This is a genomic window from Methylobacterium brachiatum (genome assembly GCF_020523825.1).
Taxonomy (GTDB): Bacteria; Pseudomonadota; Alphaproteobacteria; order Rhizobiales; family Beijerinckiaceae; genus Methylobacterium; species Methylobacterium brachiatum.
This window is the reverse complement of record NZ_JAJALK010000018.1, coordinates 51,546-77,816: the sequence shown is the minus strand read 5'-3', so window position 1 is coordinate 77,816 and position 26,271 is coordinate 51,546. Positions and strand designations below refer to the sequence as shown.

Annotated in this window: 27 protein-coding genes; 12 read left to right on the top strand and 15 right to left on the bottom strand. The window is 70.5% G+C overall.

Going from position 1 to position 26,271, the window contains the following annotated elements:
- Positions 1 to 14 precede the first annotated feature (14 nt).
- Positions 15 to 869, top strand: coding sequence for an SDR family oxidoreductase (locus LGR69_RS27045; protein ID WP_230367984.1), 855 nt, complete (start codon positions 15 to 17; stop codon positions 867 to 869).
- 22 nt (positions 870 to 891) lie between these two features.
- Here the strand turns inward: LGR69_RS27045 and LGR69_RS27040 are convergent, their stop codons facing one another.
- From LGR69_RS27040 to LGR69_RS27030, 3 genes are all read right to left on the bottom strand, one after another.
- The gene (locus LGR69_RS27040) at positions 892 to 1,299 is read right to left on the bottom strand and encodes a type II toxin-antitoxin system VapC family toxin (protein ID WP_230367983.1); all 408 of its coding nucleotides are present in this window, start codon (positions 1,297 to 1,299) and stop codon (positions 892 to 894) included.
- Positions 1,299 to 1,541, bottom strand: coding sequence for a type II toxin-antitoxin system VapB family antitoxin (locus LGR69_RS27035; protein WP_230367982.1), 243 nt, complete (start codon positions 1,539 to 1,541; stop codon positions 1,299 to 1,301). Before LGR69_RS27035 ends, LGR69_RS27040 begins: the two co-directional genes overlap by 1 nt.
- A gap of 92 nt (positions 1,542 to 1,633) precedes the next feature.
- A complete protein-coding gene (locus LGR69_RS27030) occupies positions 1,634 to 2,593 on the bottom strand; it encodes a cation diffusion facilitator family transporter (protein WP_230367981.1) in 960 nt (319 codons plus the stop codon).
- A 114-nt stretch (positions 2,594 to 2,707) separates the two neighbouring features.
- On the opposite strand from LGR69_RS27030, the gene LGR69_RS27025 reads away from it, so the two are divergent.
- A complete protein-coding gene (locus LGR69_RS27025; RefSeq protein WP_007566536.1) occupies positions 2,708 to 3,142 on the top strand; it encodes an HIT family protein in 435 nt (144 codons plus the stop codon).
- Between the two features lie 83 nt (positions 3,143 to 3,225).
- On the opposite strand, the gene LGR69_RS27020 is transcribed toward LGR69_RS27025, so the two are convergent.
- The 3 genes from LGR69_RS27020 to LGR69_RS27010 all read right to left on the bottom strand — a co-directional run bounded on the left by LGR69_RS27020 (position 3,226) and on the right by LGR69_RS27010 (position 6,103).
- Positions 3,226 to 3,609: a PilZ domain-containing protein gene (locus LGR69_RS27020; protein ID WP_230367980.1), complete on the bottom strand. Its 384-nt coding sequence runs from the start codon at positions 3,607 to 3,609 to the stop codon at positions 3,226 to 3,228.
- Between the two features lie 71 nt (positions 3,610 to 3,680).
- The gene (locus tag LGR69_RS27015; protein ID WP_007566540.1) at positions 3,681 to 3,911 is read right to left on the bottom strand and encodes a hypothetical protein; all 231 of its coding nucleotides are present in this window, start codon (positions 3,909 to 3,911) and stop codon (positions 3,681 to 3,683) included.
- Positions 3,912 to 4,027: 116 nt separating this feature from the next.
- Entirely contained in the window at positions 4,028 to 6,103 is a 2,076-nt protein-coding gene (locus tag LGR69_RS27010) for an NAD(+) synthase (protein WP_230367979.1), read from the bottom strand.
- A gap of 333 nt (positions 6,104 to 6,436) precedes the next feature.
- On the opposite strand from LGR69_RS27010, the gene LGR69_RS27005 reads away from it, so the two are divergent.
- The 4 genes from LGR69_RS27005 to LGR69_RS26990 all read left to right on the top strand — a co-directional run bounded on the left by LGR69_RS27005 (position 6,437) and on the right by LGR69_RS26990 (position 12,972).
- Positions 6,437 to 9,907 carry a DNA translocase FtsK gene (locus LGR69_RS27005; RefSeq protein WP_370881414.1) on the top strand — a complete coding sequence of 1,157 codons (3,471 nt, stop codon included), beginning with the start codon at positions 6,437 to 6,439 and terminating at the stop codon, positions 9,905 to 9,907.
- A gap of 132 nt (positions 9,908 to 10,039) precedes the next feature.
- Positions 10,040 to 10,954: a LolA family protein gene (locus LGR69_RS27000; protein WP_230367978.1), complete on the top strand. Its 915-nt coding sequence runs from the start codon at positions 10,040 to 10,042 to the stop codon at positions 10,952 to 10,954.
- Positions 10,955 to 11,023: 69 nt separating this feature from the next.
- Positions 11,024 to 11,833 (top strand): exodeoxyribonuclease III, encoded by an 810-nt coding sequence (gene xth, locus LGR69_RS26995; RefSeq protein ID WP_091858144.1) that lies wholly within the window; start codon positions 11,024 to 11,026, stop codon positions 11,831 to 11,833.
- A gap of 260 nt (positions 11,834 to 12,093) precedes the next feature.
- Positions 12,094 to 12,972: an SDR family oxidoreductase gene (locus tag LGR69_RS26990; RefSeq protein WP_091858147.1), complete on the top strand. Its 879-nt coding sequence runs from the start codon at positions 12,094 to 12,096 to the stop codon at positions 12,970 to 12,972.
- Positions 12,973 to 12,982: 10 nt separating this feature from the next.
- Here LGR69_RS26990 and LGR69_RS26985 read toward each other — a convergent pair whose 3' ends face one another.
- The 4 genes from LGR69_RS26985 to LGR69_RS26970 all read right to left on the bottom strand — a co-directional run bounded on the left by LGR69_RS26985 (position 12,983) and on the right by LGR69_RS26970 (position 16,593).
- Positions 12,983 to 13,474 (bottom strand): cache domain-containing protein, encoded by a 492-nt coding sequence (locus tag LGR69_RS26985; protein WP_230367977.1) that lies wholly within the window; start codon positions 13,472 to 13,474, stop codon positions 12,983 to 12,985.
- A gap of 95 nt (positions 13,475 to 13,569) precedes the next feature.
- Positions 13,570 to 13,872 (bottom strand): hypothetical protein, encoded by a 303-nt coding sequence (locus LGR69_RS26980; RefSeq protein ID WP_230367976.1) that lies wholly within the window; start codon positions 13,870 to 13,872, stop codon positions 13,570 to 13,572.
- A 967-nt stretch (positions 13,873 to 14,839) separates the two neighbouring features.
- Positions 14,840 to 15,409 carry a single-stranded DNA-binding protein gene (gene ssb, locus LGR69_RS26975; RefSeq protein ID WP_091858160.1) on the bottom strand — a complete coding sequence of 190 codons (570 nt, stop codon included), beginning with the start codon at positions 15,407 to 15,409 and terminating at the stop codon, positions 14,840 to 14,842.
- A gap of 167 nt (positions 15,410 to 15,576) precedes the next feature.
- Positions 15,577 to 16,593 carry an NADP-dependent oxidoreductase gene (locus LGR69_RS26970; RefSeq protein WP_091858164.1) on the bottom strand — a complete coding sequence of 339 codons (1,017 nt, stop codon included), beginning with the start codon at positions 16,591 to 16,593 and terminating at the stop codon, positions 15,577 to 15,579.
- Between the two features lie 109 nt (positions 16,594 to 16,702).
- Here LGR69_RS26970 and LGR69_RS26965 point away from each other — a divergent pair, with 109 nt between their 5' ends.
- The gene (locus LGR69_RS26965) at positions 16,703 to 17,101 is read left to right on the top strand and encodes a DUF4174 domain-containing protein (RefSeq protein WP_230367975.1); all 399 of its coding nucleotides are present in this window, start codon (positions 16,703 to 16,705) and stop codon (positions 17,099 to 17,101) included.
- A 147-nt stretch (positions 17,102 to 17,248) separates the two neighbouring features.
- On the top strand, positions 17,249 to 17,425 hold the full coding sequence (locus LGR69_RS26960; RefSeq protein WP_007569379.1) for a hypothetical protein: 177 nt from the start codon (positions 17,249 to 17,251) through the stop codon (positions 17,423 to 17,425).
- A gap of 12 nt (positions 17,426 to 17,437) precedes the next feature.
- Here the strand turns inward: LGR69_RS26960 and LGR69_RS26955 are convergent, their stop codons facing one another.
- The 3 genes from LGR69_RS26955 to LGR69_RS26945 all read right to left on the bottom strand — a co-directional run bounded on the left by LGR69_RS26955 (position 17,438) and on the right by LGR69_RS26945 (position 19,323).
- Positions 17,438 to 17,815, bottom strand: coding sequence for a hypothetical protein (locus LGR69_RS26955; protein WP_230367974.1), 378 nt, complete (start codon positions 17,813 to 17,815; stop codon positions 17,438 to 17,440).
- A gap of 141 nt (positions 17,816 to 17,956) precedes the next feature.
- Positions 17,957 to 18,331: a hypothetical protein gene (locus LGR69_RS26950; RefSeq protein ID WP_230367973.1), complete on the bottom strand. Its 375-nt coding sequence runs from the start codon at positions 18,329 to 18,331 to the stop codon at positions 17,957 to 17,959.
- A 53-nt stretch (positions 18,332 to 18,384) separates the two neighbouring features.
- Positions 18,385 to 19,323, bottom strand: coding sequence for a protein-methionine-sulfoxide reductase heme-binding subunit MsrQ (locus LGR69_RS26945; protein ID WP_230367972.1), 939 nt, complete (start codon positions 19,321 to 19,323; stop codon positions 18,385 to 18,387).
- 207 nt (positions 19,324 to 19,530) lie between these two features.
- On the opposite strand from LGR69_RS26945, the gene LGR69_RS26940 reads away from it, so the two are divergent.
- The gene (locus LGR69_RS26940) at positions 19,531 to 20,541 is read left to right on the top strand and encodes an aldo/keto reductase (protein WP_230367971.1); all 1,011 of its coding nucleotides are present in this window, start codon (positions 19,531 to 19,533) and stop codon (positions 20,539 to 20,541) included.
- A 117-nt stretch (positions 20,542 to 20,658) separates the two neighbouring features.
- Here the strand turns inward: LGR69_RS26940 and LGR69_RS26935 are convergent, their stop codons facing one another.
- Together LGR69_RS26935 and LGR69_RS26930 are read right to left on the bottom strand one after the other, a co-directional pair.
- Positions 20,659 to 22,080: a DUF2254 family protein gene (locus tag LGR69_RS26935; protein ID WP_230367970.1), complete on the bottom strand. Its 1,422-nt coding sequence runs from the start codon at positions 22,078 to 22,080 to the stop codon at positions 20,659 to 20,661.
- A gap of 95 nt (positions 22,081 to 22,175) precedes the next feature.
- Positions 22,176 to 22,409, bottom strand: a complete 234-nt coding sequence (locus tag LGR69_RS26930) for a hypothetical protein (protein WP_085985770.1) — start codon at positions 22,407 to 22,409, stop codon at positions 22,176 to 22,178.
- Positions 22,410 to 23,010: 601 nt separating this feature from the next.
- Between LGR69_RS26930 and rimP the strand changes: the two genes are divergently transcribed.
- The 3 genes from rimP to LGR69_RS26915 all read left to right on the top strand — a co-directional run bounded on the left by rimP (position 23,011) and on the right by LGR69_RS26915 (position 26,259).
- On the top strand, positions 23,011 to 23,790 hold the full coding sequence (rimP, locus tag LGR69_RS26925; RefSeq protein WP_007559697.1) for a ribosome maturation factor RimP: 780 nt from the start codon (positions 23,011 to 23,013) through the stop codon (positions 23,788 to 23,790).
- Positions 23,791 to 23,861: 71 nt separating this feature from the next.
- Positions 23,862 to 25,499: a transcription termination factor NusA gene (gene nusA, locus LGR69_RS26920; protein WP_230367969.1), complete on the top strand. Its 1,638-nt coding sequence runs from the start codon at positions 23,862 to 23,864 to the stop codon at positions 25,497 to 25,499.
- Positions 25,500 to 25,524: 25 nt separating this feature from the next.
- Positions 25,525 to 26,259: an RNA-binding protein gene (locus LGR69_RS26915; RefSeq protein ID WP_007559693.1), complete on the top strand. Its 735-nt coding sequence runs from the start codon at positions 25,525 to 25,527 to the stop codon at positions 26,257 to 26,259.
- Positions 26,260 to 26,271: the final 12 nt, after the last annotated feature.

Below are 26,271 nucleotides of genomic sequence, written 5' to 3'. Positions count from 1 at the left end.
GCATGGCGGATTCGATGCGGAACAGGGTCTGCCTCGTCACCGGGGCGACCAACGGCATCGGCTACGAGACGGCCCTAGGACTCGCGCGCAGAGGCGCGCGGGTCGCCATCGTCGGCCGCGATCCGGAGAAGACGCAGACCTCAGCGGAGCGGATCCGCGAAGCCGTCCCGGGCGCCGTGGTGGACCCGCACGTCGCCGACCTGTCGGCCCAGGCCGAGATCCGCCGGCTCGCCGCGTCTCTGCGCGCCACCTATCCCCGCCTCGACGTCCTGGTGAACAATGCCGGGGCGATCTTCGACCGGCGGGAACTCACGGTCGACGGCATCGAGCGCACCTGGGCGCTGGACCATCTCGGCTACGTGCTGCTGACGCTTGAGCTCCTCGACACCCTCAAGGCCTCGGCGGCGGCCGGGGCCAAGCCGCGGATCGTCAACGTCGCCTCGGCGGCGCATTATCGCGGCCATATCGACTTTTCCGACATCGAGGGCGCCCGCCGCTACGGCGCCATGCGGGCCTATGCCCAGGCCAAGCTCGGCAACGTGCTGTTCACCTACGCGCTCGCCCGGCGGGTGAAGGCCGACGGCATCACGGTCAACGCCCTGCATCCCGGGGTGGTCAAGACCGGCTTTGCCAAGAACACCGGCGGTGCGTTCGGCGCCGTCTGGTCGCTGATGCGCCCGTTCCTGATCCGGCCCGACAAGGGTGCCGCGACCTCGCTCCACGTGGCGACCGCCCCGGAGCTCGACGGCGTCACCGGCCGCTATTTCTCGCATTCCCGGCCGAAGCAATCCTCGGCCGAGAGCCGGGACGAATCCGTGCAAGAGCGGGTCTGGGCCTTGAGCTTGGCGCAGGTGGGGTTCGGGAGGTGATCGTTCCGCCGGGCGGCGTGCTTCAGAGACTGAGCGCCGACACGAGGTCCGTCCGGGAGAAATCCCGCACCTTGAAAAGGATCGGTACGGAACTGCTGGCAGCGCAGGCGTAGGATAAGCAATCGGCAAAGTTGAGCTGGGCTGGTTGGCCCCGTCCTTTGCCGTAAATCGCGAAGGCATCGACCGACCGGCGTGCAATCACATCACTGATCGGGACCACGATGATCCCGGCCGCCGCGAGAAATGCATCGTACATTTCCTGGGCATCCGGCACCGCAAGGCCGAGGATGCGCGCGAGATTGATCGTCGCCTCCAGCCGAACATGCGCGCCGGTCTCTCGACGCTCAGCGGCCTCTATCCTGGTGAGAAAGGCAGCCGCCTCGGGTTCGTCGGCCAGGATCGCGACGACGGCGGACGTGTCGATAAACATCACGCGCCCCAGAGGGCGTCACGTTCGGCTTCGCTCAAGGGAGGCTGCGGCGTTCCGGTCGCCTTCGCCAAGGCTTTTGCCCGGATAGCGGCCACGCGCTGGGCTAAAGGAACCGCTTCATCGGCGCGCCGAATCTCATGCTGCAGCGCGAGCTTAATTGCCGCCGTGAGATTGGGAGCACCGCTCTGCCGCATCACGGTTTCCGCCAGGGTGCGCACTTCCTCGTCGCGGATGCTCAGCATGCCACTGTCCCGTATAGACACGACATGTATGGGTGCATGGACGTGCCTTGTCCACGCCGCAGCAGGCCCGTCCTACCGAACACGATTCCTCCTCACGCCGCCGCGCGCATCGCGTGGTCGGCCTGGGTCTGAATCTCGATGAACACCCGGGTCACGTCCGGGTTGCGCTGCTTCACCGCCCGGTCGAGGCGGGTCACGAGGCTCTCGACCTCGCCGGCGCTCAGGTCGTCGGCCATGTCGATGCTGACATTCACCAGGATGTCGGAGGGCCCGAGATGCTGGGTCAGGACCTCGTTGAGATGCAGCACGCCGGGTTCGGCGCGCACGAGCTCTGCAATCGCCGCCACCACGGCGGGGTCGGCGGCCTCGCCGATCAGCAGGCCGTGGGTCTCGATCATCAGGAACACCGCCATGCCGACCAGCACGAGGCCGATCCCCACCGAGGCCCAGCCGTCGAGGCTCGGCATCTCCAGCCAATGGGCCAGGACGACGCCCGCGAAGGCGATCAGCAGGCCGATCAGCGCCGCGGTGTCCTCGGCCAGAATCGTGAACAGGGTCGGATCTTTGCTGCGGCGGATCGCCCGCATCGCCGAGTTCTTGCCCTTCTCGGCCCAGAACTGGCGCATCGCCACGACCCAGGACACGCCCTCGGCCACGATGGCGAAACCCAGGATCGCGACGTTCACCCAGATCCCCGGCAGCGTGTAGCCGAACAGGTGGGCGTCCGCGTCCGGCGAGGGGTGGCGGACCCGCTCGATGCCTTCGTAGACCGCGAACAGGCCGCCGCCCAAAAAGATCATCAGCGCGACCACGAAGGCGTAGAAGTAGATCTCGCGCCCGTAGCCGAACGGGTGGCGGGCATCGGCCGGCTTCTTGGCCCGCTTCATCCCCAGGAGCAGCAGCACCTGGTTGGCGGTATCCACCACCGAGTGCACGCCCTCGGCGAGCATCGCGGTGGAGCCGGTCAGCGCCCCGCCGACGAACTTCGCCGCCGCGATGGCGAGGTTCGCCCCCGCCGCCGCATAGATCGCCCCCGTGCTCTCGTGCGCCATCCCGGCCTCCGTGTCCGCCGCGACCTAAGCGCTACCGTGCGGCGCCGGTTCCCGTGTGGACGCGCGCATGTGCCCTGTGCAAGCTGAGATCAGTCCGGAAGGCTCGGAGGAAACATGGCCGACGCGCAGTACGACCCCGACAACATCTTCGCCAAGATCCTGCGGGGCGAGATCCCGTGCCACCGCGTCTACGAGGATGCCGACACCCTGGCCTTCATGGACGTGATGCCCCAGGGCGAGGGCCATACCCTGGTGATCCCGAAGGCGCCCGCCCGCGGCCTGCTCGATGCCGACCCGGCCTCCCTGGCGGCCCTGATCGTGAGCGTCCAGAAGGTTGCCCGGGCCGTGAAGACGGCGTTCCAGGCCGAGGGCCTGACCCTGTTCCAGTTCAACGAGCCCGCGGGCGGGCAGACCGTGTTCCACCTGCACGTCCACATCATCCCCCGGCGCGAGGGCGTGCCGCTGAAGCGCCACGAAGGCGGGATGGCCGACAACGCCGTGCTGGCCGACCACGCGGCGCGGATCCGGGCGGCGCTCGAAGCGCAGTAACGCGGGGGCGCGGCTTCATCGGGGCTCCGCGCCCCCGAGACCCCGCCCAAGGGCTTGGCCGTCGGGAATCCGATTCGGGACGCTCAGGCCGCGCTCGGCTGGGCCATGCCGCCCAGGAGCCGGCGCAAGGCGGCGTTCTCGGCCTCCAACTCGGCGATGCGCTGCCGTAGGGCGGCTTCGGTCGCGGCCGGATCGGGTCTCGCCGGGGCGGCGCCGGCGGAGTCCGTGAAGGTGACGCCGATGCCGTCCTCCCGGCGCCAGCACAGGGTCGACCGGTAGGTCCGGTCCTTCTGCGGAATGTAGAGGTCGAACACCTGCGGCAGGGTCGTGGCGTCGCTCAGGACCAGGCGGGCGCCCGAGGCCGAGAGGTCGCGCACCAGGCAGTCGAAGCTCGACGAGCCGTTGTTGAAGACGATGCGGCCCTTGAGGAACACCCTCTGGCGCGTCTCTTTGCGATGATCCGTCATGCGGATCAGTTTGCCCGCCAGCTCTTAAGAATTCCTGGCGCCAATACGGTGATCGTCCCTATTCACAAGGATCAGGCGATGAAACGCCGGTCCATCGTCTGGAACAGGTAGAAGCCGTTGAAGCGCACCGCGGTGTCGGCGGCCCGGTCGTCGAAATCCAGGGGCTGCCGGCTGTCGCCGTCGAGCTTGCCTCCGAAGGTCCAGCGGCCGGCGCCGATGAAGGGCGGGACGGTGCTGGCCTCCGGCACCGCGCAGCAGAGGCCTTCGACGGCCTTGAGCTGGAACAGGTTGTAGCTTCGCATCGGAGTCCCTCCGCTTGGCCGCCCCGACCGTCGAACCTGTCCAATACCAGATCTGGTACCGGGCAGATTCGCCTTGACCGTGCTCATAATGGCACAATCGGTCGAGTTTGTGACGGTCAAGTTTCAGGGACGTTTCGGGTCAGCTCCTCGATCCAGATCCGCGCCGAGCCGTCCGACGGCGCGCGCCAGTCGCCGCGGGGCGACAGGGAGCCCCCGGCCGAGACCTTCGGGCCGTTGGGCAGGGCCGAGCGCTTGAACTGGCTGAAGCCGAAGAACCGGTTGAGGAACACCCCGAGCCAGCGCCGGATCTCGGGGAGGTCGTAGGCGACCCGCTTGGTCTCGGGGAAGTCCGGCGCCCAGTGGCCGCGGGTTTTGTCGCCCCATGCATGCAGCGCCAAAAAGGCGATCTTGGAGGGCCGGAACCCGTAGCGCAGCGTGTAGAACAGGTTGAAATCCTGCAGCGCGTAGGGGCCGATCGTGGCCTCGGTGCTCTGCGGGCTGTCGTCCTGGTCCACCGGCACCAGCTCGGGGGAGATCTCGGTGTCGAGGATCGCCTGCAGCGTGTGGCTCGCCTCGGGCCCGACCTCGCGGTTGCTGATCACCCAACGGATCAGGTGCTGGATCAGGGTCTTGGGCACGCCGGTATTGACCGCGTAGTGGCTCATCTGGTCGCCGACGCCGTAGGTGCACCAGCCGAGCGCCAGCTCCGAGAGGTCGCCGGTGCCGATCACCAGCCCGCCCGCCTGGTTGGCCAGGCGGAACAGGTAGTCGGTGCGCAGGCCCGCCTGCACGTTCTCGAAGGTCACGTCGTAGACCGCCTCGCCCCGCGCGAACGGGTGGCCCATATCGGCGAGCATCTGCTTGGCCGCCGGGCGGATGTCGATCTCGGCGGCTTTGCAGCCGAGCGCCTTCATCAGGGCGTGGGCGTTGGTCTTGGTGGCGTTCGAGGTGGCGAAGCCCGGCAGCGTGTAGGCCAGGATGTCCGAGCGCGGATAGCCCAGGCGGTCGAACGCCTTGGCGATCACGATCAGCGCGTGGGTCGAATCGAGGCCGCCGGAGACGCCGATCACCGCCTTGCGGGTGCCCGTCGCCTCCAGCCGCTGGGCGAGGCCGGCCACCTGGATGTTGTAGGCCTCGTAGCAATCCTGGGCGAGGCGGGACGGGTCGGCCGGCACGAACGGGAAGCGCTCGAGCCGCCGGATCAGCCCGAGATCCTGTTCGGGCGGGTCGAGCCGAAAGGGGACGCGGCGATAGGGGAGGGGGCCGCTGCCGGTGTTGTCGTCGAAGCTGCCGGCCTGGAGCCGGTCCTGGGCGATCAGGTCGAGGTCGATATCGGCCAGCGTCGCCACCGGGCCGGTGGGGAAGCGCTGCCCCTCGGCCAGCCGCACGCCCAGCTCGTCGATGCTGGTCTGCCCGTCCCAGGACAGGTCGGTGGTCGATTCGCCCTGGCCGGCGGCGGCGTAGACGTAGGCGCAGGCGCCCCGCATCGCGGCCGCGCGGGAGAGCAGCGCCCGCGACTCGGCCCGGCCGACCGTGATCGGGCTGCCCGAGAGGTTGGCGAGCACCGTGGCGCCGGCGAGCGCCGCCCGCATGCCGGGCGATTCCGGAACCCAGAGGTCCTCGCAGATCTCGACCCCGACCACGAAGCCGGGCAGGTCCTCGGCGGGAAACAGCAGGTCGGTGCCGAACGGCGCCTCGTGGTCCGCGACCCGGATCGTCTCGCCCAGGATCCCGGCTCCGGAGGCGAAATGGCGCTTCTCGTAGAACTCCCGATAGTTCGGCAGGAAGGTCTTGGGGACCACGCCGAGCAGCCGGCCGCCCTGGATCGCCAGGGCGCAATTGTAGACCCGGTGGCGCCAGCGCAGGGGCGCCCCGACCAGCAGCAGCGGCCGCAGGGCCGCCGATTCGGCGATCACCCGGGCGGCGGCGGCCTCGACCGCGTCGAGCAGGGTCTGCTGGAGCAGCAGGTCCTCGATCGCGTAGGCCGAGAGCCCGAGCTCGGTGAAGACCGCCAGCGCCGCCCCGGCCTCGTGGCAGGTCCGGGCGAGGTCGAGCACCGTGTCGGCGTTGCGGGGGGGATCGCCCGGATGGCTGCGCCCGGTGCAGGCCGCCACCCGGGCGAAGCCGTGACGGTACAGGGACCGGAAGCGCGCCTTGAGGTCGGCGGAAGGCTCGGAATTGGGCTGGGTCACGGGCGCCTGTCCGGGTGAGGGGTGGCTGCCGGTATCATATGGTGCGCCGCGGGGCTCCGGCGACGCGTACCCGTCCACCGTCATTGCGGGCGCAGCGAAGCAACCCGGGGATCCGCCGCCTGCGGGACACGCGCGCTGCCCTGGCTCGCTTCGCTCTGCTCGCAATGACGGTGTTGGATTGGCCCCCGCTCACCCCGGGGAACAGGCCGAAAATCCCAACGTGGTTGCCGGTCCGAGGGGGCGCGACAAGCCTCCGTTAACGACAATTGGCCTAACTCGGGGCAGCCCGCCGGCCACCGGCGGATCCCTGTTTCGAGTATCGTTCGAGAACCCATGCGCGCATCGGGACGGCCTCCGTACTCTCATCGTGATCCTGCCCGCCCGGTCCGCGGCGGCGACCGTTCGGGCCTGTCCCTCGGCGCCCTGGCGCACCGGCTGATGGCCTTGCGGGCGAGTCTCACCCGTCGCCTGTCCGGCTCCCCGGCCGGGCTGCCCGCCCGTCCGGCCTACGGCGTTGCCGGCCGCCGGGCGGAGCCGAGCTGGCTGACCGCGCCGGCCGCCATGGTCGGACGCGAGGGCTTCGAGCGAGGGCCGCGCGCCAGCGCCTCGGCGCCGCCCGAGCATGTCTGGCCGGACCAGGTGTTCGACGACCGGGCGAGCCTCGACGCCCTCGACGAGCCGCGCTTCGAGAGCCGGATCGACCGCAGCGCCTCGACCCCGGGCGTGCTGGTGCGCCAGCCCCGCCGGCCCGCCGCGATCGCCCCCGAGGGCGCGCTTCCCGCGGCCCCGGTCCAGGCCGCTGCCCCGGCGGCGCGCTGGACCCGCACCCCCGATTCGGTCCTGCAGGAGCGCCGCCAGCGCGCCCTGGAAGCCGAGCGCGTCGCCCTGGAGCGCGCCCGCGCCGAGGCGCAGGCGGCCGCGCTCGCCGTCGAGACCGAGCGGGCCGCCCGCGAGCAGGAGGCCCGGGAGCGGGCCGAGCGCGAGCAGGCCGAGCAGGCGCGGCTCGAGGCCATCGCCGCCATGCCGGCGGTCGCGATGCCCGAGGCCGTGCCGACCGAGGTCGCGGAGGACGGGGAGGCGGTGCCGCTGTGGCGCCAGCCCTTCGTGGCGCCCCCCGGCGTCCGCTACTTCCGCACCCCGGACCGCCGCCCGGTGCGCCCGAGCGTCGAACTGGCCAACTCCACGGCGGCGATCGCCCCGGTTGCGGTCGCGGAGCCGGTCATGGCTGAGGCCCCGGTCCAGGCTTCGGCCGAGGCCGCCGCCCGCGACTGGTCCGACCTGCCGGATTGGTCCGAGGCCCAGCCCTGGTTCGACGGCAGCGACTGGAACGTGGGCGACTGGTCGTCCGTGGAGGCCTGGGCCGCGCTGGCGTCCCAGCCCGCCCATGCCGGCCTCGAGGCGGCGCTCGCCGCCGCACCGGTGATCGAGGCGGTCGACGCCGTCGCCGACCTGCCGTCCGTCGAACTCGGCACTTCGCCGATGCAGGACGCCGCGAACCCGCAGCCGCCGCGGCCGGTCTACGTCCTCGACCGGCTCGTGCGGTTCGACCAGCCGCCGCGCCCCGCCGACGGGCAGGATAACGGCCAGACCGACGGCCAGCCTTCGGACCTTCAGGCCGACGCGAGTGCCGCGATCCGCGACGCCTTCCTGCCGGCCAAGCCCGCCCTGGCGCTGGTCTTCGGCCCCGGCAGCGCCGCCACCGAGCCGCCGCCTGCCGCGACGCCGTCGGCCGCCGCGCCCCGCCGCGCTCCCGCACTCTGCGCCATGGCCGCCCGGGCGGCGATCCGCGCCGCCGGCCAGCCGAGCCTGCCCGCGCCGGCGGTCCCGGCCGCGCCGGAGCCCGAGCCTGCGCTTCGGCCGGAGACGGCTGCCCCGATGGGAGCCGACGTTGCTCGGTCCGCCTCTGAGGCCGACCGGGTGGTGATCCCGATGACTCCGCGCACGGTCCTGCTGCGCGGTAAGCTGGCGCCGCAGCCCGAGCCCGCCCCGGCGGAGCCCGAGCCCGTGCAGGACGAGCCGGCCTTCGAGGAGCCCGTCCTCGCGGCGGCCCCCGCGCCGGAGCCGGTGGAGGCGCCCGCCGCCCAGCCGGTCGAGGCTCCGCCAGCCCCGGCCCTGCCGATGGTCGCCCCCCGGGCGCACCTGATCCCGGCCGGCCGCCATCTGGAGATCGCCAGCGTCGAGAACGCCGATTACGAGCTGCCCTCGCTCAGCCTGCTCGCCCTGCCGGACGAGAACGGCGCCGAGGAAGTCGACGCCGACGTGCTGGAGCAGAACGCCCTCAACCTCCAGCAGACGGTGCAGGATTTCGGCGTGCGCGGCGACATCCTGGCGGTGCGCCCCGGCCCGGTCGTGACCCTCTACGAGCTGGAGCCAGCCCCCGGCACCAAGTCCAGCCGCGTGATCGGCCTGTCGGACGACATCGCCCGCTCGATGTCGGCGGTCTCGGCCCGCGTGGCGGTCGTCCCCGGCCGCAACGTCATCGGCATCGAATTGCCGAACGAGACCCGCGAGACGGTCTATCTCCGGGAGCTGCTCTCGGCGCCTGACTTCTACGAGAGCAAGCACAAGCTCGCCTTGTGCCTCGGCAAGAACATCGGCGGCGAGCCGATCATCGCCGACCTCGCCCGGATGCCGCACCTCCTGGTCGCCGGCACCACTGGCTCGGGCAAGTCGGTGGCGATCAACACCATGATCCTGTCGCTGCTCTACCGTCTGAAGCCGGAAGAGTGCCGTCTGATCATGGTCGATCCCAAGATGCTGGAACTGTCCGTCTATGACGGCATCCCGCACCTCCTCTCCCCCGTCGTCATCGACCCGAAGAAGGCGGTGATCGCCCTCAAATGGGCCGTGCGCGAGATGGAGGAGCGCTACAAGAAGATGTCCAAGATCGCGGTGCGGAACATCGACGGCTACAACGCCCGGATGAAGGAGGCCCGCGAGCGCGGCGAGGTCATCACCCGCACGGTCCAGACCGGGTTCAACCGCGAGACCGGCGAGGCGGTGTTCGAGCAGGAGGCGATGGACCTCTCGGCGCTGCCCTACATCGTGATCGTGGTCGACGAGATGGCCGACCTGATGATGGTGGCCGGCAAGGACATCGAGGGCGCGATCCAGCGGCTCGCCCAGATGGCGCGCGCGGCCGGCATCCACCTGATCATGGCGACCCAACGCCCGTCGGTGGACGTGATCACCGGCACGATCAAGGCGAACTTCCCGACCCGGATCTCTTTCCAGGTGACCAGCAAGATCGACTCGCGCACGATCCTGGGCGAGATGGGCGCCGAGCAACTGCTCGGTCAGGGCGACATGCTGTTTATGGCCGGCGGCGGGCGCACGACCCGCGTGCACGGGCCGTTCTGCTCGGACAGCGAGGTCGAGAGTGTGGTCGCCCACCTCAAGCGCCAGGGCCGCCCCTCCTACCTCGACGCCGTCACCGCCGACGATTCGCCGGAGGAGCCGGTCAAGGAGGGCAAGTCCGGGCGCGGCGCCAAGGCCGAGAAGGTCGAGCGCTCCGAGGAGCCCGACGAGGAAGCCCCGGTCTTCGATATCGGCGCCTTCGCGGCGGCGACCGGGGGCGAGTCCGACGACCTGTACAAGCAGGCGATCGAGGTGGTTCTGCGCGACCAGAAGGCGTCCACCAGCTACATCCAGCGCCGGCTGCAGATCGGCTACAACCGCGCCGCCTCGATCATGGAGCGGATGGAGATCGAGGGCATCGTCGGCCCGGCCAACCATGCCGGCAAGCGCGACATCCTGGTCGCCGGGGCGCCGCACGCCTCGAGCGGGATGTACGACGACGAGTGAGGCCGCTGCCGGGCCGCGATCCGAGGGGTCGCGGCCCGGCGCGTCGCATCTTCGCCACAGGGCGGGGCTTTAAGCCCCGTCCGTTCCCATGTCTGCCGGATCGCCCGCCCGGGCGCCCAGGAGGTTCTGCCGATGATCGGCCGCCGCACCCGCACAGCCGGCTCCCTGATCGCCGCCGGGCTGTGGCTCGCCCCCGCCGCCCCGGCGCAGGCGCAGGTCGGCGCGTTCATCGACAGCCTGTTCGGCCGCAAGGAGGAGCCGGCCCCGGAGCCGGATTCCGCCCCGGCCGCGCCCGCACTGGCGCCGAAGAAGCCGGCATCCAAGCCCGCCAAGGATTCGGCCGCGAAGGACGCGCCGAAGACCGGCACCCCCAAGCCGGGCACCAAGACGTCCGACAAAGCCGACCATAAGGCGACAGAGCCAAAGGTCGCCGCCGTGGGCGGCCCTGCGGCGCTGGCCGCGTCCGAGCCCGCGGACGCCGCCACGGTGCTCGCGCAGGCGAATGCGTATTTCAACGGCATGAACACCCTGACGGGCAACTTCATGCAGATCGGTGCGGACGGGCGCCGGATCGGCGGCAAGCTGACGCTCGCCAAGCCCGGCCGCCTGCGCTTCGACTACGACCAGCCCTCACCGCTGGAGGTGGTGGCCGACGGCACCTCCGTGGCGGTGCGCGACCGCAAGCTCGCCACCCAGGACCTCTACTTCATTGCCCAGACGCCGCTGAAATTCCTGCTGCGCGAGAAGATCGACCTCGCCCGCGATCTCACCGTCACCGACGTCACCAACGATCCGGGCGGCGTGCGCATCAGCCTGGAGGATCGGGCGACGCTCGGGGGCACCTCGAAGATTCAGCTGTTCTTCGATGCCGAGATGAAGACCCTGTCGCAGTGGCGGATCACCGATCCGCAGGGCTACATCACCACGGTGCAGCTCTCGAACCTGCAGAAGCCCAAAAGCGTCGATGCGGGCCTGTTCTTCATCAATTACGGGCGCGCCGAGGACAAGGCGATGCAGCAGCAGATCCAGCAATCGCAGCCCAACTGAGCGATCGGCGGGGGCGGGTTAGCCGGCTGCCGTAACGCCTGATCGAACTCCCAACCCGAGACCCGACCCGTGCGCCTGTCCGTCACATCCTGGAACATCAACTCGGTGCGGCTGCGCATCGACCTGGTCCTGCGCTTCCTGGCCGAGCACAAGCCGGACGTGCTCTGCCTCCAGGAGACCAAGTGCCCGGACGACGCCTTCCCGCTGAAAGCCCTGCGCGGCTCGGGCTACGAGCACGTGATGTTCGCCGGCCAGAAGGGCTATAACGGCGTCGCGATCCTGTCGCGGTTCCCCCTGCACACCCGCGGCGTGATGGGCTTCTGCGAGAAGCCGGACGCCCGCCACATCTCGGCGGTGCTCGGGCCGGAGGCGGGGGCCGCCGCCGGTATCGTGCTGCACGATTTCTACGTCCCGGCCGGCGGCGACGTGCCCGACCGCGACCTCAATCCGAAATTCGCCCACAAGCTCGATTTCCTGGCGGAGCTGCGCGCCTGGGGCGGCAAGCGCGTCTCCGGCCCGGCGATCCTGGTGGGGGACCTCAACGTCGCGCCGCTCGAGCACGACGTCTGGTCGCACAAGCAACTCCTCGACGTGGTGAGCCACACCCCCGTGGAGACCGAGGCCCTGGAGCTGCTGCGCGGTGAGGCCGGCTGGATCGACACGGCCCGCCACCTCACCCCGGAGCCCGAGAAGATCTACACGTGGTGGAGCTACCGCTCGCCGGATTGGTCGGCCGCCAACAAGGGCCGGCGCCTGGACCATGCCTGGGTCTCGCCCGACCTCGCCGGCACGGTCCGCTCTGTGGACGTCCTGCGCGACGCCCGCGGCTGGGAGCGGCCCTCGGACCATGCCCCGGTGACGCTTACCCTTGAGCTGTGAGAGCGGCGCGGAACTGCCGTGACCCTTACGCATTGCTGGTTCACGAACCCGCGATGCGAGCCGGCCCGATGCGCAAGATCCTGATCGCCCTCCTTCTCCCGAAGGTCGTCTCCTTCCTGCGCCGCCGCTACGGCGGCCCGCACGCCGCCCGCGACCGGGCCTTCTGAGGCACGCTTCAGCATCGGGGGCGTGTCTGTGACGGCCGGGCCCGGCACGCGGCCCCAACGCCCTTGGCCCGGTCCTGCAGGAAGCCGCCCCCGATGACCGACGATCCCCGCGAGGCCGGTCCCCGGCCTCCGTTTCCCGGCGACCAGCAGCAGGAGCGGCCGGGCCTCACCTCCAAGATGACGCCGCGGCCCGACCACGGCGAGGAGAGCTATGTCGGCAAGGGCCTGCTCGCCGGCCAAGCCGCGCTGATCACCGGCGGCGATTCCGGCATCGGCCGGGCGGTGGCGATCGCCTATGCCCGCGAGGGCGCCGACGTGGCGATTTCCTATCTCGACGTCGAGCAAGGGGATGCCGAGGACACCAAGGCCTGGGTCGAGAAGGCCGGCCGCCGCTGCCTGCTGCTGCCCGGCGACATCCGCGACGAGGCCCAGTGCCGGACGCTGGTGGACCGGACCATGGCCGCGTTCGGACGGCTGGACATTCTCGTCAACAACGCCGCCGCCCAGGTGGTGAACGAGGGCCTCGACGACCTCAAGGCTGCCGATATCGAGGGCTCGTTCCGGGCCAACGTCTTCGCGATGTACTACCTCGCCCAGGCCGCCGTGCCGCATATGAAGCCGGGCGGGGCGATCGTGAACTCGACCAGCGTCCAGGCCAAGGTCGCGGGCCCGAACATGCTGATCTACGCCGCCACCAAGGGCGCCATCGCGAGCCTGACCATCGGCCTGTCGAACCTGCTCGCCCCCAAGGGCATCCGGGTGAATTGCGTGGCGCCCGGCCCGGTCTGGACCCCGATCCAGCCGATCGTGAAGAGCCCCGAGGAGCTGGAAGAGCTCGGCGCCCAGACGCCCCTGGGCCGCGCCGGCCAGCCCGCCGAGCTCGCCCCGGCCTACGTGCTGCTCGCCTCGCGCGAGGGCAGCTTCATGTCGGGCGCCCTGGTGCCGGTCACCGGCGGCATGCCGATGCTGTGAGGCGCACGCCTCACTCCACGTAGACCCCCGCGCCCACCAGCGCGGGGGTGCCGTCCACGCTCGTCCCGCAGACGTAGCTCCACTTCACCTCCGGCGTGCTGCGCCGGGGCCGCGGGAACATGTAATCGACCCAGCCGGAGCCGGATTCCCGCACCACGGCGATGAAGTCCTTGTGGAACTGCTTGCCGGCCGCGTCGTGCTCTTGGAGCAGGTCTCGGCCCTCGCGGTTCGGATGGGCGGCGTTGAACAGGACGACCCCGTGCAGGTCGACCACGAACAAATAGACGTCGCCGTAGCGCCAGGGCGAGTTCTTCCGCTGGAACGCCGGGAAGGCCGTCCTGCCCTGGCTCTCGATCAGGTCGGCGGCCTTGTTGACCAGGGTCTCGATCTCGTCCGCCTGATGGACCGGCGCACGCTGATCCCGCCCGGCCACCCGCCTCGTCGGCAGGAGCATGATCAGGACCAGGATCGGCAGGCACCAGATCACGATGCGCTTGGGCATGGTCGCGCCCCTGATCGTCCATTCCTATCGGGCCCGCCGCCGCTGCAGGGTCGGGCCCGTGGCGGCGTCGCGCGCCCGGCCCGATCACCGGCGAATCAGCCGGCGCGGCGCCGGAAGACGCGGCCCTCGCTCGCCGGTCTCGGGGCGAGCCACCAGAACAGCCGCGGCTGGCCGGGCATGACCGGCGCCGGCAACGCGTCCGGTTCGGCCTCCTCGCCGGTCCGGTGGGTCTCGATGATGCGCTTCAACCGCTTCATCGCGGCGATATACATGCAGGCGCGCAATCGCCGGGCCTCGCTCGACCGGACCTCTTCGAGCTCGTTCAGGATCGCTTCCGCGTTTCGGATATGTTGCTCGGCTTCGGTGATGTAATCGGCGATCGCACAAGGATCTGACATCTTCCGGCTCCCGGATTCGATCGAGACATCGACGCTGTCACGCTCCGAAATCTGGCGCAGGCGAGCCGCCCCGCAGGGTGGGCGCGCCGCAGACACGTTCCCGAGATCAAGGACCCGTCCGACCCCCGGGTTGGTCCCGGTGTTGTCAGTCTCGTGATCGAACGGCTCAGCCGTTGATCAATGCTCCAGCGATCCGGGTCTTGTCGCCGCCGGAAAGCCACATCCGCCAGGGTGGATGTACAATGCGACGTGCAGTAAATCCATATCGCATGCGGAGGTCAATCAAAAATTATCAATATTCGGTGGTGTCGTTGAGCTGTCTATCGCGCCGGACCGCGTTGCTGCACGGTGTAGCAGGCGCTTGCCTGATCCTGGCCGGCGCTGCTCCGGGCCATCCCCGTCATCCTGAGGCGGGAGCGCAGCAGGCCTCGAAGGAGCCCTCCACGGAGCGCGCGGCGGCCTCTGGTCGTTGCGGGTCCAGCAAGCCGCGCATCCCCATCGAGCGGATCGGCGTGGCGCTGTCGCGGCATCTCCCGTGATGGCGGGGGCCGGTCATGGGCCGGCGGGCCGGTGCCCTGAGCGGCGCAGATCGCGCCCATGACGCCGTCACCGTCCTTGCGCGCGCAGCGAAGCAATCCAGGGCGACGCGCGATCTCCGGACGTGGCGTGTCCCTGGGTTGCTTCGTTGCGCTCGCAAGGACGATGGGGCTGCGTTCAGCGCTCGAAGCCTCGCTGGGCTTCGAGCGTTGCGCCCCCCGATATCTGCAGGGTCGCGTCGATCTGCTCGCGCTCGCGGATGAACTCGGCCAGCAAACGGCCGCCCAGGTCGCGGCCGGCGGCGAACGCTCGGCCGCACGCCGGAGAGCGCTGAAACAGAAAGGACCAAGGCCGAGGCCTTGGTCCTGAACACGCATCATCGGGTCGCGATGCTTATGCCGCCCCGGAATGCGGACGCGGCCCTGCGGGACTAGAACGGGATATCGTCGTCCAGGTCGTACCCGCCGCGGGCGCCGCCACCGCCGCCGCCGGAGGCCGGGGCCGGACGTCCGCCACCGCCGCCGCCCTGGGCGCGGCCGCCGCCGAAATCACCGCCGCGGTCGCCGCCCCGGCCACCGCCCGAGTCGCCGCCGCGGCTGATCTGGCCGCCGCCCTCGTCCTCGCCGGCGAAGTCGCCGCCGCCACCGCCGCGGCCGTCGAGGATCGTCATCTCGCCGCGGAAGCGCTGCAGCACCACCTCGGTGGTGTACTTCTCGACGCCGGAATTGTCGGTCCACTTCCGGGTCTGGAGCTGGCCCTCGATATAGACCTTCGAGCCCTTGCGCAGATACTGCTCGGCCACCCGGGCGAGGTTGTCGTTGTAGATCACGACCGAGTGCCACTCGGTCTTCTCCTTGCGCTCGCCGGTCGCCTTGTCCTTCCAGGACTCGGAGGTCGCCAGCCGCAGGTTGCAGACCGGGTCGCCCGAGCCGAGGCGGCGCATCTCCGGGTCGCGCCCGAGATTGCCCACCAGGATCACCTTGTTGACGCTGCCCGCCATCGCTCTCTCCTCACCGTACGGATCTCACTGGGCCTTGGCCCGGCGGCCGGCGACTCATGCGCCCGGGCCGTCGGGGCGGCAACCTGCGGTGCGGGTTTGTGCCCGCTATCCGCAACCTGCCAAACGTGGATGTTCTATCTCTGTTCTGATTTCGCGGCAAGCCGCGCTCAGGCGATATGCACAACCAGCTTGCCGAAATTCCGGCCCTTGAGCAGGCCGATGAACGCCTCCGGGGCTTTCTCCAGGCCCTCGACCACGTCCTCCCGGTAGCGGACCTTGCCGGCCCGGATCCAGTCGCCGACCTCGCGCCGGAAGGTCTCGGCCTGGTCGGCGAAATCCCAGACGATGAAGCCCTGAATGTGCAGGCGGTTCGTGAGCACCGAGCGCATCAGGGCGGGCAGCCGGTCGGGGCCGGGGGGCGCCTCGGTGGCGTTGTAGGCCGAGACCAGGCCGCAGACCGGGATCCGGGCGAAGGGGTTCAGCAACGGCATCACGGCGGCGAAAACCGCGCCGCCGACATTCTCGAAATAGACGTCGATGCCCTTGGGGCAGGCCGCGGCCAGCGCCCCCGGCAGGTCGGGGCCGCGATGGTCGACCGCCGCGTCGAACCCGAGCTCCTCCGTAAGGTAGCGGCACTTGTCCGGCCCGCCCGCGATCCCCACCGCCCGGGCGCCCTTCAACTTGGCGATCTGCCCGACCAGCGACCCCACCGGCCCGGCGGCGGCGGCCACCACCACGGTCTCGCCGGGCTTGGGCTGGCCGATATTGAGCAGCCCGGTATAGGCGGTCATGCCCGGCATCCCGAGCACGCCGAGCGCGGTCGAGGGCGGGGCGGCCTCCGGATCGACCCGGCGGGTGCCCTTGCCGTCGGTGGCGAAATATTCCTGCCAGCCCGCGAAGGCCGTTCGCAATTCCCCGACCGGGATGTCCGGATTCTTCGACGCGACGACCTCGCCGACCACCTCGGCGGTGATCGGGTCGCCGATCTGGACCGGAGTCGCGTAGGATTTCGCGTCGCTCATCCGGCCGCGCATATACGGGTCGAGGGACAGCCAGCGCGTGCGCAGCAGGATCTGGCCGGGCCCGATCTCCGGCACCGGCACCTCCTCCAGGCGGAAATTCTCCGGCTTCGGCTCCCCGTGCGGGCGCGATGCCAGGACGATGCGGCGGTTCACGGCATTCATGAAAGGCTCCCGGATGCTCTGCCTGCGACCCCCGATCTGGGGCGCGAGACGGTGGCGGCCAATGGGGCGCCCCGCGCGTTGACCGGGATCGGCTTCAGACGGAGGCGGCATGCGCACCACCCTGATCGGCCTCGGATTGGCCGCCCTGACCCACGGCGCCGCGATGGCCGGACCGCTCGATGCCTATCGCTGGCGGTCCCGGGTGCTGGTGCTGTCGGCTCCCGATCCGGCGGACGCCGACCTGCGGGCGCAGCGTGCGGCCCTGGGGCCGATACGCGGCGGCGTGGCCGAGCGCGACCTCGTGGTGGTGGAGGCGGTCGGGGATACGCCCGAGGCCCGGGCCCTGCGCGCGCAACTGTCTCTGCCGGCGGGCGAATTCCGGGCGGTGCTGATCGGCAAGGATGGCGGCGCCAAGCTCACCGCCGCGGCGCCGATCCCGCCCCAGAAGCTGTTCGCCACGATCGACGCGATGCCGATGCGGCGCGGCGAAATCGAGGGCGCGCGATAGGGGGCGGAGCGCCCGGTTTTGCGGGGATGGCGGGGCCTGCGGACACCAACGGTTAAGCCTACCGGCCTATCACCGAGCGGTGTCGGCGGCCGTATTTCGGCCGTCCGTTGAGGCCCGCCAGGACGCTCGAACGAGACGCTCGCATCGATGACCCGAGAACAAGTCGCCACCGCCATCCGCCGCGTCGTCAGCCTCCAGGTCGAGGATATCGAGCGCGCGGTCCGCGATGGCCACAAGACCATCGCGCTGAACGAGCTGGCGGATCTGAACCGCCAGCTCAAGGCCTTCGCGGCCGCGCTCAAGAAGGCCCCGGCCCGGATCTGATCCGGGGTCGTCCTACCAGCGGGGCCCGCCCCAGCGGCGGGGCGGGTCATCCTCGGGGGGCGGGGGCGGCGGGGGCGGCCCGCGCTCGAAGGCCGGCTCGTCGCAGATGCGCACCCGCCGCAGAACCGGGGCGCCGTCCGGATCGAATCGGCGCCGGACGAAGTCGCGGCACGCCTCGGGCGGGGCCGCCGAGAAATGCGGGCGCCGGAATTCCGGTTCGGGGGGCGGAGGCGGTGGGGGCGGTGGCCGCCGCTCGCGCTCGTAGCCCTCGGCCGGGCCGCCATAGCCGTGCGGCGCGTAAGGGCCGTCGAAATCGGCGGCGCGCGCCGGGGCGGCGGCGAGCAGCAGGGCGCAGAATCCCGCGCGTCCGATGACATCACGGAGGGGCACTGGTGGGCCTCGGCAGGGACAGGCGGCGGGGATCGCGGCCATCGATGCCGGAGATTGCACCGCGCCGGCTGAACCCCTGCCGCGTCCCCGGTTGCCCGCCGTTCAGCCGGCTTCCCGGTTATCGCTCTCGCGCAGCGGGCCTCAGTTCTGCATCGCGTTGATCTCGCACTGGGCGTATTCCCCGCTCGCCTTCACGTAGGCGTTGAGCTTTTGGACATAGGCCTCGGCGATCGGCCGGAATGCCTGCGCCTGCAGATTGTAGGCCTTGACCGCGTCGTTGAAGCTGTAGGCCTCCCAGCCGGGGCAGCCGCCCCTGGCGTCGAGGCAGGCCGGCTTCTCGGGCAGGGCGGGCTTGACCGGCCGCGCCGAGGCCGGCGGCGGCTCGGGCGGCTTGCAGGCCGTGGCCGCCGGGGCTGTGGCCGGCGGCGGCGCGCCCTTGTCCGGGGCCGCCTTGGGCGCCGCCAGCGCGAGGGTCGGCGCGAGCATGCCCGCGATGAGGAGAAGCCTGCCGCGCATAGCCCGTGTCACTCCGCTGCGGCCCGAGACCGCCGGTGGCGGGTTCTGCGGCATCACGCGGACGGCGACAAGGGTTCCGACACCGCGGCTCTGGTGGGGGCGGTACGCGGCGCGGCCACGCGGTCCCGGCCCGATCCGCCCGGCTTGGCGGTCCGCCCCGTGGCGCGCGCGCCGCGCAGGAGCGCGAGGGCGGGCATCAGCAGCCCGGTCGCCAGGACCCACCAGGCCGGGCGGATCGGGCCGGAGACGTCGAGATTGGCCGCCAGAACGAGGCTGGCCGGAACGCCGCTGGCGAGCCCGTACCAGGCCGCCTCGAGCCCGGCCGTGGCGAGGCCGCCGAGGATCGCGAGGAGGAGCAGCGACCACGGCCGCTCCGGCAGCTTGAACCGCCGCATCGCGCGCCAGCCCATCAGCAGCAGGAACAGCCCGGCGGAGAAGACCGGGTCGCTGACATCGATCTTCGACTGCAGGAAGTAATGGACCAGAGCCAGCACCGCGATCGTGTAGACGAGCCGGTGCAGCCGGTGCCAGTTCGGCCCCAGCTTTCGGATCGCCGCATCCGTCGAGGTCAGACCCAGCGCGATCAGCCCGATCAGCGCCACGAAGCCGATGGTCAGGTAGAGCCGCAGGGCGATCTCGCTGGCGACCTTGGTCAGGACCAGGTTCTGATCGACCGCGTAGAGCGCGAGATGCGCCACCGCGTAGGCCATCACGGTGATGCCGAGCATGCGCCGGACCACCAGCACCTTCCCCCAATCGGCGATGCGGCGCAGGGGCGAGATCGCGAGCGAGAACAGCAGGAAGCGCACCGCCCATTCGCCGGTGGCGTGAATCAGCGCGGTGATCGGCTTGGCGCCGAGCGCGTCGAGCCGGAACGCGGCCGCGAGGTACAGGGCCGGCGCGATGCAGGCCAGGAACACCGCGAGCTTCAGCCAGGAAAGGCGTCCGGCCCGGTCGAGCCAGGGGAGAGGAACGGCCAGGCGGTCGATCATCGTTTTCGGACTCGGCCTTCTGACATCGTGAGCGACGTGGGGAGCGACGTGCCGCTCGGGCCAGGATATGGAGAGCGAAACCGGCGCTTGTGCGGATGGCTCCGCGAACGGGTCGGTTCGCCGCGGTTCGCTCCGGGTTACGCCGGACCGGTTGACCTCGCCGCCCCGGTGCCGAGATAGCCGATGGACGGACACCGGATGGATCCCATGCAGTACCGCAATCTCGGCCGCTCCGGCCTCAAGGTCTCGCCGATCTGCCTCGGCACGATGATGTTCGGCGGGCCCACCGACGAGGCCACGGCCGGGCGCATCGTCGGGAGTGCCCGGGAGGCGGGCATCAACTTCATCGACACGGCCAATGTCTACACCGAGGGCCGCTCGGAGGAGATCACCGGCCGGGCGATCAAGGGCGACCGCGCCGCCTGGATCCTCGCCACCAAGGTCGCCAACCCGACCGGCCCGGGCGTCAACGACCGCGGCCTGTCGCGCGTCCACGTCATGAAGGCCGCCGAGGACAGCCTGCGCCGGCTCGGCACGGATGTCATCGACATCTACTACCTCCACAGGGAGGACCACGACACGCCGCTGGCCGAGACCGTGCGGGCGATGGCCGACCTCGTGCGGGCGGGCAAGATCCGCCATTTCGGCGTCTCGAACCACCGGTCCTGGCGGGTCGCCGAGATCTGCCGGCTCTGCGACGAGATCGGCATCGACCGGCCGGTGGTGAGCCAGCCCTATTACAACGCCTTCAACCGCATGCCCGAGACCGAGCACCTGCCGGCCTGCGCCCATTACGGGCTCGGCGTCGTCCCGTACTCGCCCCTCGCCCGCGGGGTGCTGACCGGCAAGTACGACCCGGACGCCCCGCCGCCCGCTGAATCCCGTGCCGGCCGTCAGGACACCCGGATGATGCAGACCGAGTGGCGCCCGGAATCCCTGCGCATCGCCCGGACCCTGAAGGAGCATGCCGAGGCCCGCGGCATCACGGCCGGGCAATTCGCCACCGCCTGGGTGCTGAACAACCGCCTGATCACCGGCGTCATCGCCGGGCCACGCACCGAGGCGCAGTGGCAGGAATATCTCGGCGCCCTCGACTACGCCTTCACCCCCGAGGACGAGGCCCTGGTGGACGGCTTCGTGGCCGCCGGGCACCCGACCACCCCGGGCTACAACGATCCGGCCTATCCGCTGGAGGGGCGGATCCCGCGGAACGTCTGATCGGGGAGGGTGGTGGAACCCGGTCGGCGCCCACCCGGGCCGCGATCGCTGCCTCTCCCACCCAGCCCTCTCATCCTGAGATGGGGCCGAGCCTGGGAAAACCGGCCCAACAGGCTCTCACGAGGTCGTTCCCGGCACGCGGGTCGAGCGTGAGTTCAGCTTGCCCAGGCTGACGGCCAGCTCGGCCGACGCCTCGGAGACGGCCTGCGCGCCGGCGACGAAGCCGCGCGCGTTCAGCGCCTGCGCCAAGTCCGCGAGTTCGGCCTCGAGCTGGCGGGTGAGCACGTGCTCGCCGAGGCTCGATAGGGTGCGGTTGGCGACATCGGCGAGCCGGTCCGCCGTCGGCTGCCCGACATGCCGGAGCAGGATCGCCAGGGTCTTCACCGCCTCCGTGAGGGTCTGGGACTGGATCGACTCGGAGGCCACCACGATCACGGCTTCGAGGGCGTCGGTCGCGATGATCGGCGCGGCATCCGCGTAGACGATGCCGGATGTCGGATCTTCGAGCGGCCGGGTCTCGTCCTCGCTCCAGTGCGCGATGATGTCCCGCAGGGCCTGGATGACCGAGAGGCCGGGGCTGGGGTTGGATTTCGATGTCGAGACCGAGGTCCAGGCGATGGTCGAGAGCTGGTGCAGGCCGTAGGCGGCATCGTGCTGCAGGTCGCGTCCGTCGTCGTAGCTGAGCGCCGCCAACGTATCGCCGACGAGGCGCTCCCGCGCTGCCGGGTCGAGCGTCGTGCCGGGCCTGCATCGCAGCCGGAACAGGGGATCGTTGACGGCGCGATAGGTCCCGACCGGGATGACGCATTCGATCTCGGCCGCCTCGCGGCCATGCCGCTTCACGGCCTCTTCGATGCGCGGGAGGTCGAGGCGGACGACGTAGCCGCTCTCCCGGGAGCGGATCAGCGCGGCCACGGGCCAATCCTGCCGCGCCGTCCTCCGGGTCGCCGCGAGCATCCGGAGATCGTCGTCGCGGGCTTCCAGAACCCGGTCGTGGATGAACTGGATGATCTGCGCCGGCCGCATCTGATCGATCGTGTTGTAGATCATCACGATGATGAGGCAGAGGGCCGAGGTGGTCAGCAGCAGGGCGAGCGTGGTCCCGAAGACGGGCCGGTGAAAGCCCGTGTTCGTCACCAGCGTCATCAGGACGAAGACCGACAGGCCGACGAAATACCCGAAATAGAACTGGTTCGTGCGCCGGGCCATGAACTGGTCGGTGACCTGCGCGGTCAGGGCGGCCGCCCCCTGCTGGACGGCCAGGAGCAGGAGCGAGAAGGTGATCGAGGTGACGGTGATGATGCTCGATGCCACCGTGGTCAGGAGGCTTCCCAGGGCCGCCCTGTCGCCGAGCAATTCACCGAGCCAGCGGAATCCCGCCGGCGCATCGCCTCCAGACCAGAACCGATCCGCCAGATAGACCAGGGCGTTCAGGCCCACGAAGCCGACCACGGTCGCGAGCGGCAGAGCGAGGAACTGCCGGAAGGACCGCCTGACGGCGCTGACGAAGCGGCCCGGGACCGACTTGATCGTCTTCATGCTGCGCCATCACCCGGGATCGATTGCTATCCGGGTGATGTATAGCAAACTTGACCGAGCCATCGCGCCGACATCGACCCCGGACGGACCCGAACCTAGCGCATGGACTCCGGCAGGTGCTGGATCGGGTTCGTGCGCGCGGGCGCACCCTGGCCCTGCACGGTTCCGTCCGATTGCATCACGTCGGTCGAGGATTGGATCGCGCTCGGTGGGGAGACCTGGCCGCTCCCGCGGGCCGCGCCGTCACGCTCCGATGCCGGCGGCAGCGTTGCCGGTGTCGGTTGGTCGATCCGGCTGGCGGCCGACTGAGACAGGGCCGGAGCGGTCAAGCCGAAGCTCCCGGACACGGCACCCAGGACGAGGGCTCGCCCGATCCAACGAGAGTACCGTCCGGGAGAGGGGGTTCGGGTCGTCATCGCTCGATCCATCCGTTCGAAGCAGCGCGCCGGCGCTTTCACGTTCGGTCGGCAATGCACCCGCGCCACGGGCGTTCCCCCGCCTCGCCACAACTCCGAGAGAGCACCGGAACCTGAAGCGGCGAAGCGGGTCGTGCGAGCGTCTGCGCTCCGCGTTACGGTCGAGATCTGCGCGTTTGGAACCTCGCACCAACTGCTCCGCCGAGGGGGATGCGGAAGGGTCGCGCGTCCCGGCTCATCAAGCACAGGCGGGCGAGAGCCGGCATTCCGCGATGGCCACCGAATGCAGCCATGTTCCCGCGCGGACCCGACAGATCGCTGATCTACCTTGCGCTCGGGACTGACCGCGGCTATCTATCCCTCCAACAGTTCTGATGGCAGTCGAGAGGCTGCGGTTCGGGAGTGGGCCCCACCGGGTCCGCTCTTTTTTTTCGCCGCGTCAGGTTTGATCGCGCGAGGACCGCAGGCCGGGACGTGCCGCCCAGGACGCCGCAAGGGTTGCGCGCTGATATCCATGTCGTCCGAGATCGAAGCGGATCTGTCCGAGAAGCGCCTCGTCCGCGAGAGCGGTGTCGCCGCTCGCGTGGTGCAGGTGATCGAGGGGCCGGTCCAGGGCCTCGGCTTCCGGCTGGTCCGGGTGAAGGTGACCAACACCAACGGCTGCACCGTCCAGATCATGGCGGAGCGGCCGGACGGCACCTTCTCGATCGACGATTGCGAGGCGGTGAGCCGGGCGATCTCGCCGGTGCTGGACGTCGACGATCCGGTGGGCACCGCCTACAACCTAGAGATCTCGTCTCCGGGGATCGACCGGCCGCTGGTGCGGGTCTCGGACTTCGCCCGCTGGGCCGGCTACGAGGCCAAGGTCGAGCTGAGCCCGCCGCTCGACGGCCGCAAGCGGTTTCGCGGCATCCTGGGCGCGCCCGACGTCGAGAAGCTGACCGTCCCGATCGACCTGCCCGACGTAAAGGAAGGGCTGCCGAGCCGGGTCGACCTGCCGCTGCGGGACCTTGCCGAGGCGCATCTTGTCCTCACCGACGAGCTGATCCGCGAGTCCCTGCGCCGTGGCGGTCCGCCGGCCGACGGTGCGGACGAACTGGACGAGGATGACGAGGCCGAGGACGACGCGCCGGCGGCCCCCGCCCGGCCCGCGCCGAAGCCGCAGGGTCCGAAGGGCAAGGCCGCCAAGGCCGACCCGAAGGCCCCGAAAGAGAAGAAGCCGCCGCGCACCGGCCCCAAGAAGCCGGTCGTGTCCAAGGCGTCCCGGCTCAAGAGCCGCGACGACCTGCATTGAATTGAGATTTGGGCTCGGTCGCCCGCGGGCGACCGGCACGAAGCCTTGACGGAAGAGAAGGACCGACACCGATGGCCGTCGTCAGCGCCAACAGGCTCGAACTCCTCCAGATCGCCGACGCGGTCGCCCGCGAGAAGGTGATCGACCGCTCCATCGTCATCGACGCGATGGAGGAGGCGATCGCCAAGGCGGCGCGCTCCCGCTACGGCGCGGAGACCGACGTTCACGCCGAGATCGACAACAAGACCGGGGCCCTGCGCCTGTCGCGGCACCTTCTGGTGGTCGATCAGGTGGAGAACGACGCCCGCGAGATCACCCTGGAGCAGGCCCGCCGCTACAACCCGGGCGCGCTGGTCGGCGACGTGATCTCCGACACCCTGCCGCCCTTCGATTTCGGCCGCGTCGCCGCCCAGTCGGCCAAGCAGGTCATCGTCCAGAAGGTGCGCGACGCCGAGCGCGCCCGCCAGTTCGACGAGTACAAGGACCGGATCGGCGAGATCCTCAACGGCATCGTCAAGCGGGTCGAGTACGGCAACGTCATCGTCGATCTGGGCCGGGGCGAGGGCATCGTCCGCCGGGACGAGATGATCCCGCGCGAGACCTTCCGGCCGGGCGACCGGATCCGCTCCTACCTGTTCGACGTGCGCTCGGAAGTGCGCGGGCCGCAGATCTTCCTGTCGCGCTCGCACCCGCAATTCATGGCCAAGCTGTTCGGCCAGGAAGTGCCCGAGATCTACGACGGCATCGTCGAGGTGAAGGCTGTGGCCCGCGATCCGGGCTCCCGCGCCAAGATCGCGGTGATCTCCCGCGACGGCAGCATCGACCCGGTCGGCGCCTGCGTCGGCATGCGTGGCTCGCGCGTCCAGGCGGTGGTCGGCGAGCTCCAGGGCGAGAAGATCGACATCATCCCGTGGTCCGAGGACGAGGCGACCTTCATCGTCAACGCCCTCCAGCCCGCCGAGGTGGTGAAGGTCGTGCTCGACGAGGAGGCCGACCGCATCGAGGTGGTGGTGCCGGACGACCAGCTGTCGCTGGCCATCGGCCGCCGGGGCCAGAACGTGCGCCTGGCCTCGCAGCTCACCGGCTGGGACATCGACATCCTGACCGAGGCCGAGGAATCCGAGCGGCGCCAGAAGGAATTCGCCGAGCGGACCCAGGTGTTCATGGAGGCGCTGGACGTCGACGAGACCGTCGGCCAGCTGCTGGCGGCCGAAGGCTTCCGCAACGTCGAGGAGATCGCCTACGTCGACATCCAGGAGCTGTCCGGCATCCAGGGTCTCGACGAGGAGACCGGCGCCGAGATCCAGGCCCGCGCCCAGGATCACCTCGCCCGGATCGAGCAGGAGCACGATGCCCGCCGCACCGAGCTCGGCGTCGCCGACGAGTTGCGCGAGATCGAGGGCATCACGACGCCCATGATGGTCGCGCTCGGCGAGAACGACGTGAAGACCGTCGAGGACCTGGCGGGCTGCGCCACCGACGACCTTGTCGGCTACACCGAGGGCCGCGGCCCGGACGCCGTGCGCCACGCCGGCTATCTCGACGGGTTCGAGCTGTCGCGGGCCGAGGCCGAGGGCCTGATCATGGCCGCCCGCCTCAAGGCCGGCTGGATCGAGGCGCTGCCCGAGCCAGAGGCCGAGGAGGGTGCCGAGACCGACGAGAGCGAGGAGACCCCCGAGCCGACGGCCGCCACCCCGGCCGAGGCCTGAGCGGGAGGCTGCGGCGGACGCGCTCATGGCCGAGGTCGACACGACCCCGCCCGATGAGGGGCAGGATCCGGGGCTTGATCCCGGGGGGCTCGACAGCGGCCCCGGCCGGCGCGTGCCGCAGCGGACCTGCATCGTCACGCGCGTGGTCCAGCCGCCCGAGGCGATGATCCGGTTCGTGCGCGGCCCGGACGGCAGCGTCGTGCCGGACCTGCGCGCGAAGCTGCCCGGTCGCGGCGCCTGGATCAGCGCCCGGCGCGACGCGGTCGCCACCGCGGTGCGCAAGAACCTGTTTCCGCGGGCGTTCAAGGGACCGGCCCAGGCCGGCCCCGACCTGCCCGACCGGATCGTCGTCGGCCTGCGCGAGGATCTGCGGCAGGCGATCGCCATGGCCAACAAGGCGGGATGCGTGGTCGCAGGCTTCTCGAAGGTCGAGGCCGCGATCGGCGGTCAGCCCGGCGCGGTGGCCCTGATCCATGCGGCGGAAGCCAGTCCAGACGGCCGTCGCAAGATCGCCGCGGCCTTGTACCGGCGGCACGGTGAGGCCATGTCAAGGATACCGATCATCGACGACCTGTCCGAAGATGAATTGGACATGGCCTTAGGTCGGGATCATGTGATACACGCTGCGCTCGTCGCAGGAGCCGGAGCTGCCGGCTGCCTGTCGCGTTGGCGTCGGCTACGCTCCTTCGAGGGCGCCGCCGCGGCGACCGAGGAGCCCGATCCAGCCCGAATCGGCGGGGTCGACGAAGCCTCACGTTGACGACGCACCAGG

Bases quoted from the DNA above. Each gene is read 5' to 3' on its own strand.
- LGR69_RS27045 (WP_230367984.1), top strand. From the start codon at position 15: ATGCGGAACAGGGTCTGCCTCGTCACCGGGGCGACCAACGGCATCGGC.
- LGR69_RS27040 (WP_230367983.1), bottom strand. From the start codon at position 1,299: ATGTTTATCGACACGTCCGCCGTCGTCGCGATCCTGGCCGACGAACCC.
- LGR69_RS27035 (WP_230367982.1), bottom strand. From the start codon at position 1,541: ATGCTGAGCATCCGCGACGAGGAAGTGCGCACCCTGGCGGAAACCGTG.
- LGR69_RS27030 (WP_230367981.1), bottom strand. From the start codon at position 2,593: ATGGCGCACGAGAGCACGGGGGCGATCTATGCGGCGGCGGGGGCGAAC.
- LGR69_RS27025 (WP_007566536.1), top strand. From the start codon at position 2,708: ATGGCCGACGCGCAGTACGACCCCGACAACATCTTCGCCAAGATCCTG.
- LGR69_RS27020 (WP_230367980.1), bottom strand. From the start codon at position 3,609: ATGACGGATCATCGCAAAGAGACGCGCCAGAGGGTGTTCCTCAAGGGC.
- LGR69_RS27015 (WP_007566540.1), bottom strand. From the start codon at position 3,911: ATGCGAAGCTACAACCTGTTCCAGCTCAAGGCCGTCGAAGGCCTCTGC.
- LGR69_RS27005 (WP_370881414.1), top strand. From the start codon at position 6,437: ATGCGCGCATCGGGACGGCCTCCGTACTCTCATCGTGATCCTGCCCGC.
- LGR69_RS27000 (WP_230367978.1), top strand. From the start codon at position 10,040: ATGATCGGCCGCCGCACCCGCACAGCCGGCTCCCTGATCGCCGCCGGG.
- LGR69_RS26990 (WP_091858147.1), top strand. From the start codon at position 12,094: ATGACCGACGATCCCCGCGAGGCCGGTCCCCGGCCTCCGTTTCCCGGC.
- LGR69_RS26985 (WP_230367977.1), bottom strand. From the start codon at position 13,474: ATGCCCAAGCGCATCGTGATCTGGTGCCTGCCGATCCTGGTCCTGATC.
- LGR69_RS26980 (WP_230367976.1), bottom strand. From the start codon at position 13,872: ATGTCAGATCCTTGTGCGATCGCCGATTACATCACCGAAGCCGAGCAA.
- ssb (WP_091858160.1), bottom strand. From the start codon at position 15,409: ATGGCGGGCAGCGTCAACAAGGTGATCCTGGTGGGCAATCTCGGGCGC.
- LGR69_RS26970 (WP_091858164.1), bottom strand. From the start codon at position 16,593: ATGAATGCCGTGAACCGCCGCATCGTCCTGGCATCGCGCCCGCACGGG.
- LGR69_RS26965 (WP_230367975.1), top strand. From the start codon at position 16,703: ATGCGCACCACCCTGATCGGCCTCGGATTGGCCGCCCTGACCCACGGC.
- LGR69_RS26960 (WP_007569379.1), top strand. From the start codon at position 17,249: ATGACCCGAGAACAAGTCGCCACCGCCATCCGCCGCGTCGTCAGCCTC.
- LGR69_RS26950 (WP_230367973.1), bottom strand. From the start codon at position 18,331: ATGCGCGGCAGGCTTCTCCTCATCGCGGGCATGCTCGCGCCGACCCTC.
- LGR69_RS26945 (WP_230367972.1), bottom strand. From the start codon at position 19,323: ATGATCGACCGCCTGGCCGTTCCTCTCCCCTGGCTCGACCGGGCCGGA.
- LGR69_RS26940 (WP_230367971.1), top strand. From the start codon at position 19,531: ATGCAGTACCGCAATCTCGGCCGCTCCGGCCTCAAGGTCTCGCCGATC.
- LGR69_RS26935 (WP_230367970.1), bottom strand. From the start codon at position 22,080: ATGAAGACGATCAAGTCGGTCCCGGGCCGCTTCGTCAGCGCCGTCAGG.
- rimP (WP_007559697.1), top strand. From the start codon at position 23,011: ATGTCGTCCGAGATCGAAGCGGATCTGTCCGAGAAGCGCCTCGTCCGC.
- nusA (WP_230367969.1), top strand. From the start codon at position 23,862: ATGGCCGTCGTCAGCGCCAACAGGCTCGAACTCCTCCAGATCGCCGAC.
- LGR69_RS26915 (WP_007559693.1), top strand. From the start codon at position 25,525: ATGGCCGAGGTCGACACGACCCCGCCCGATGAGGGGCAGGATCCGGGG.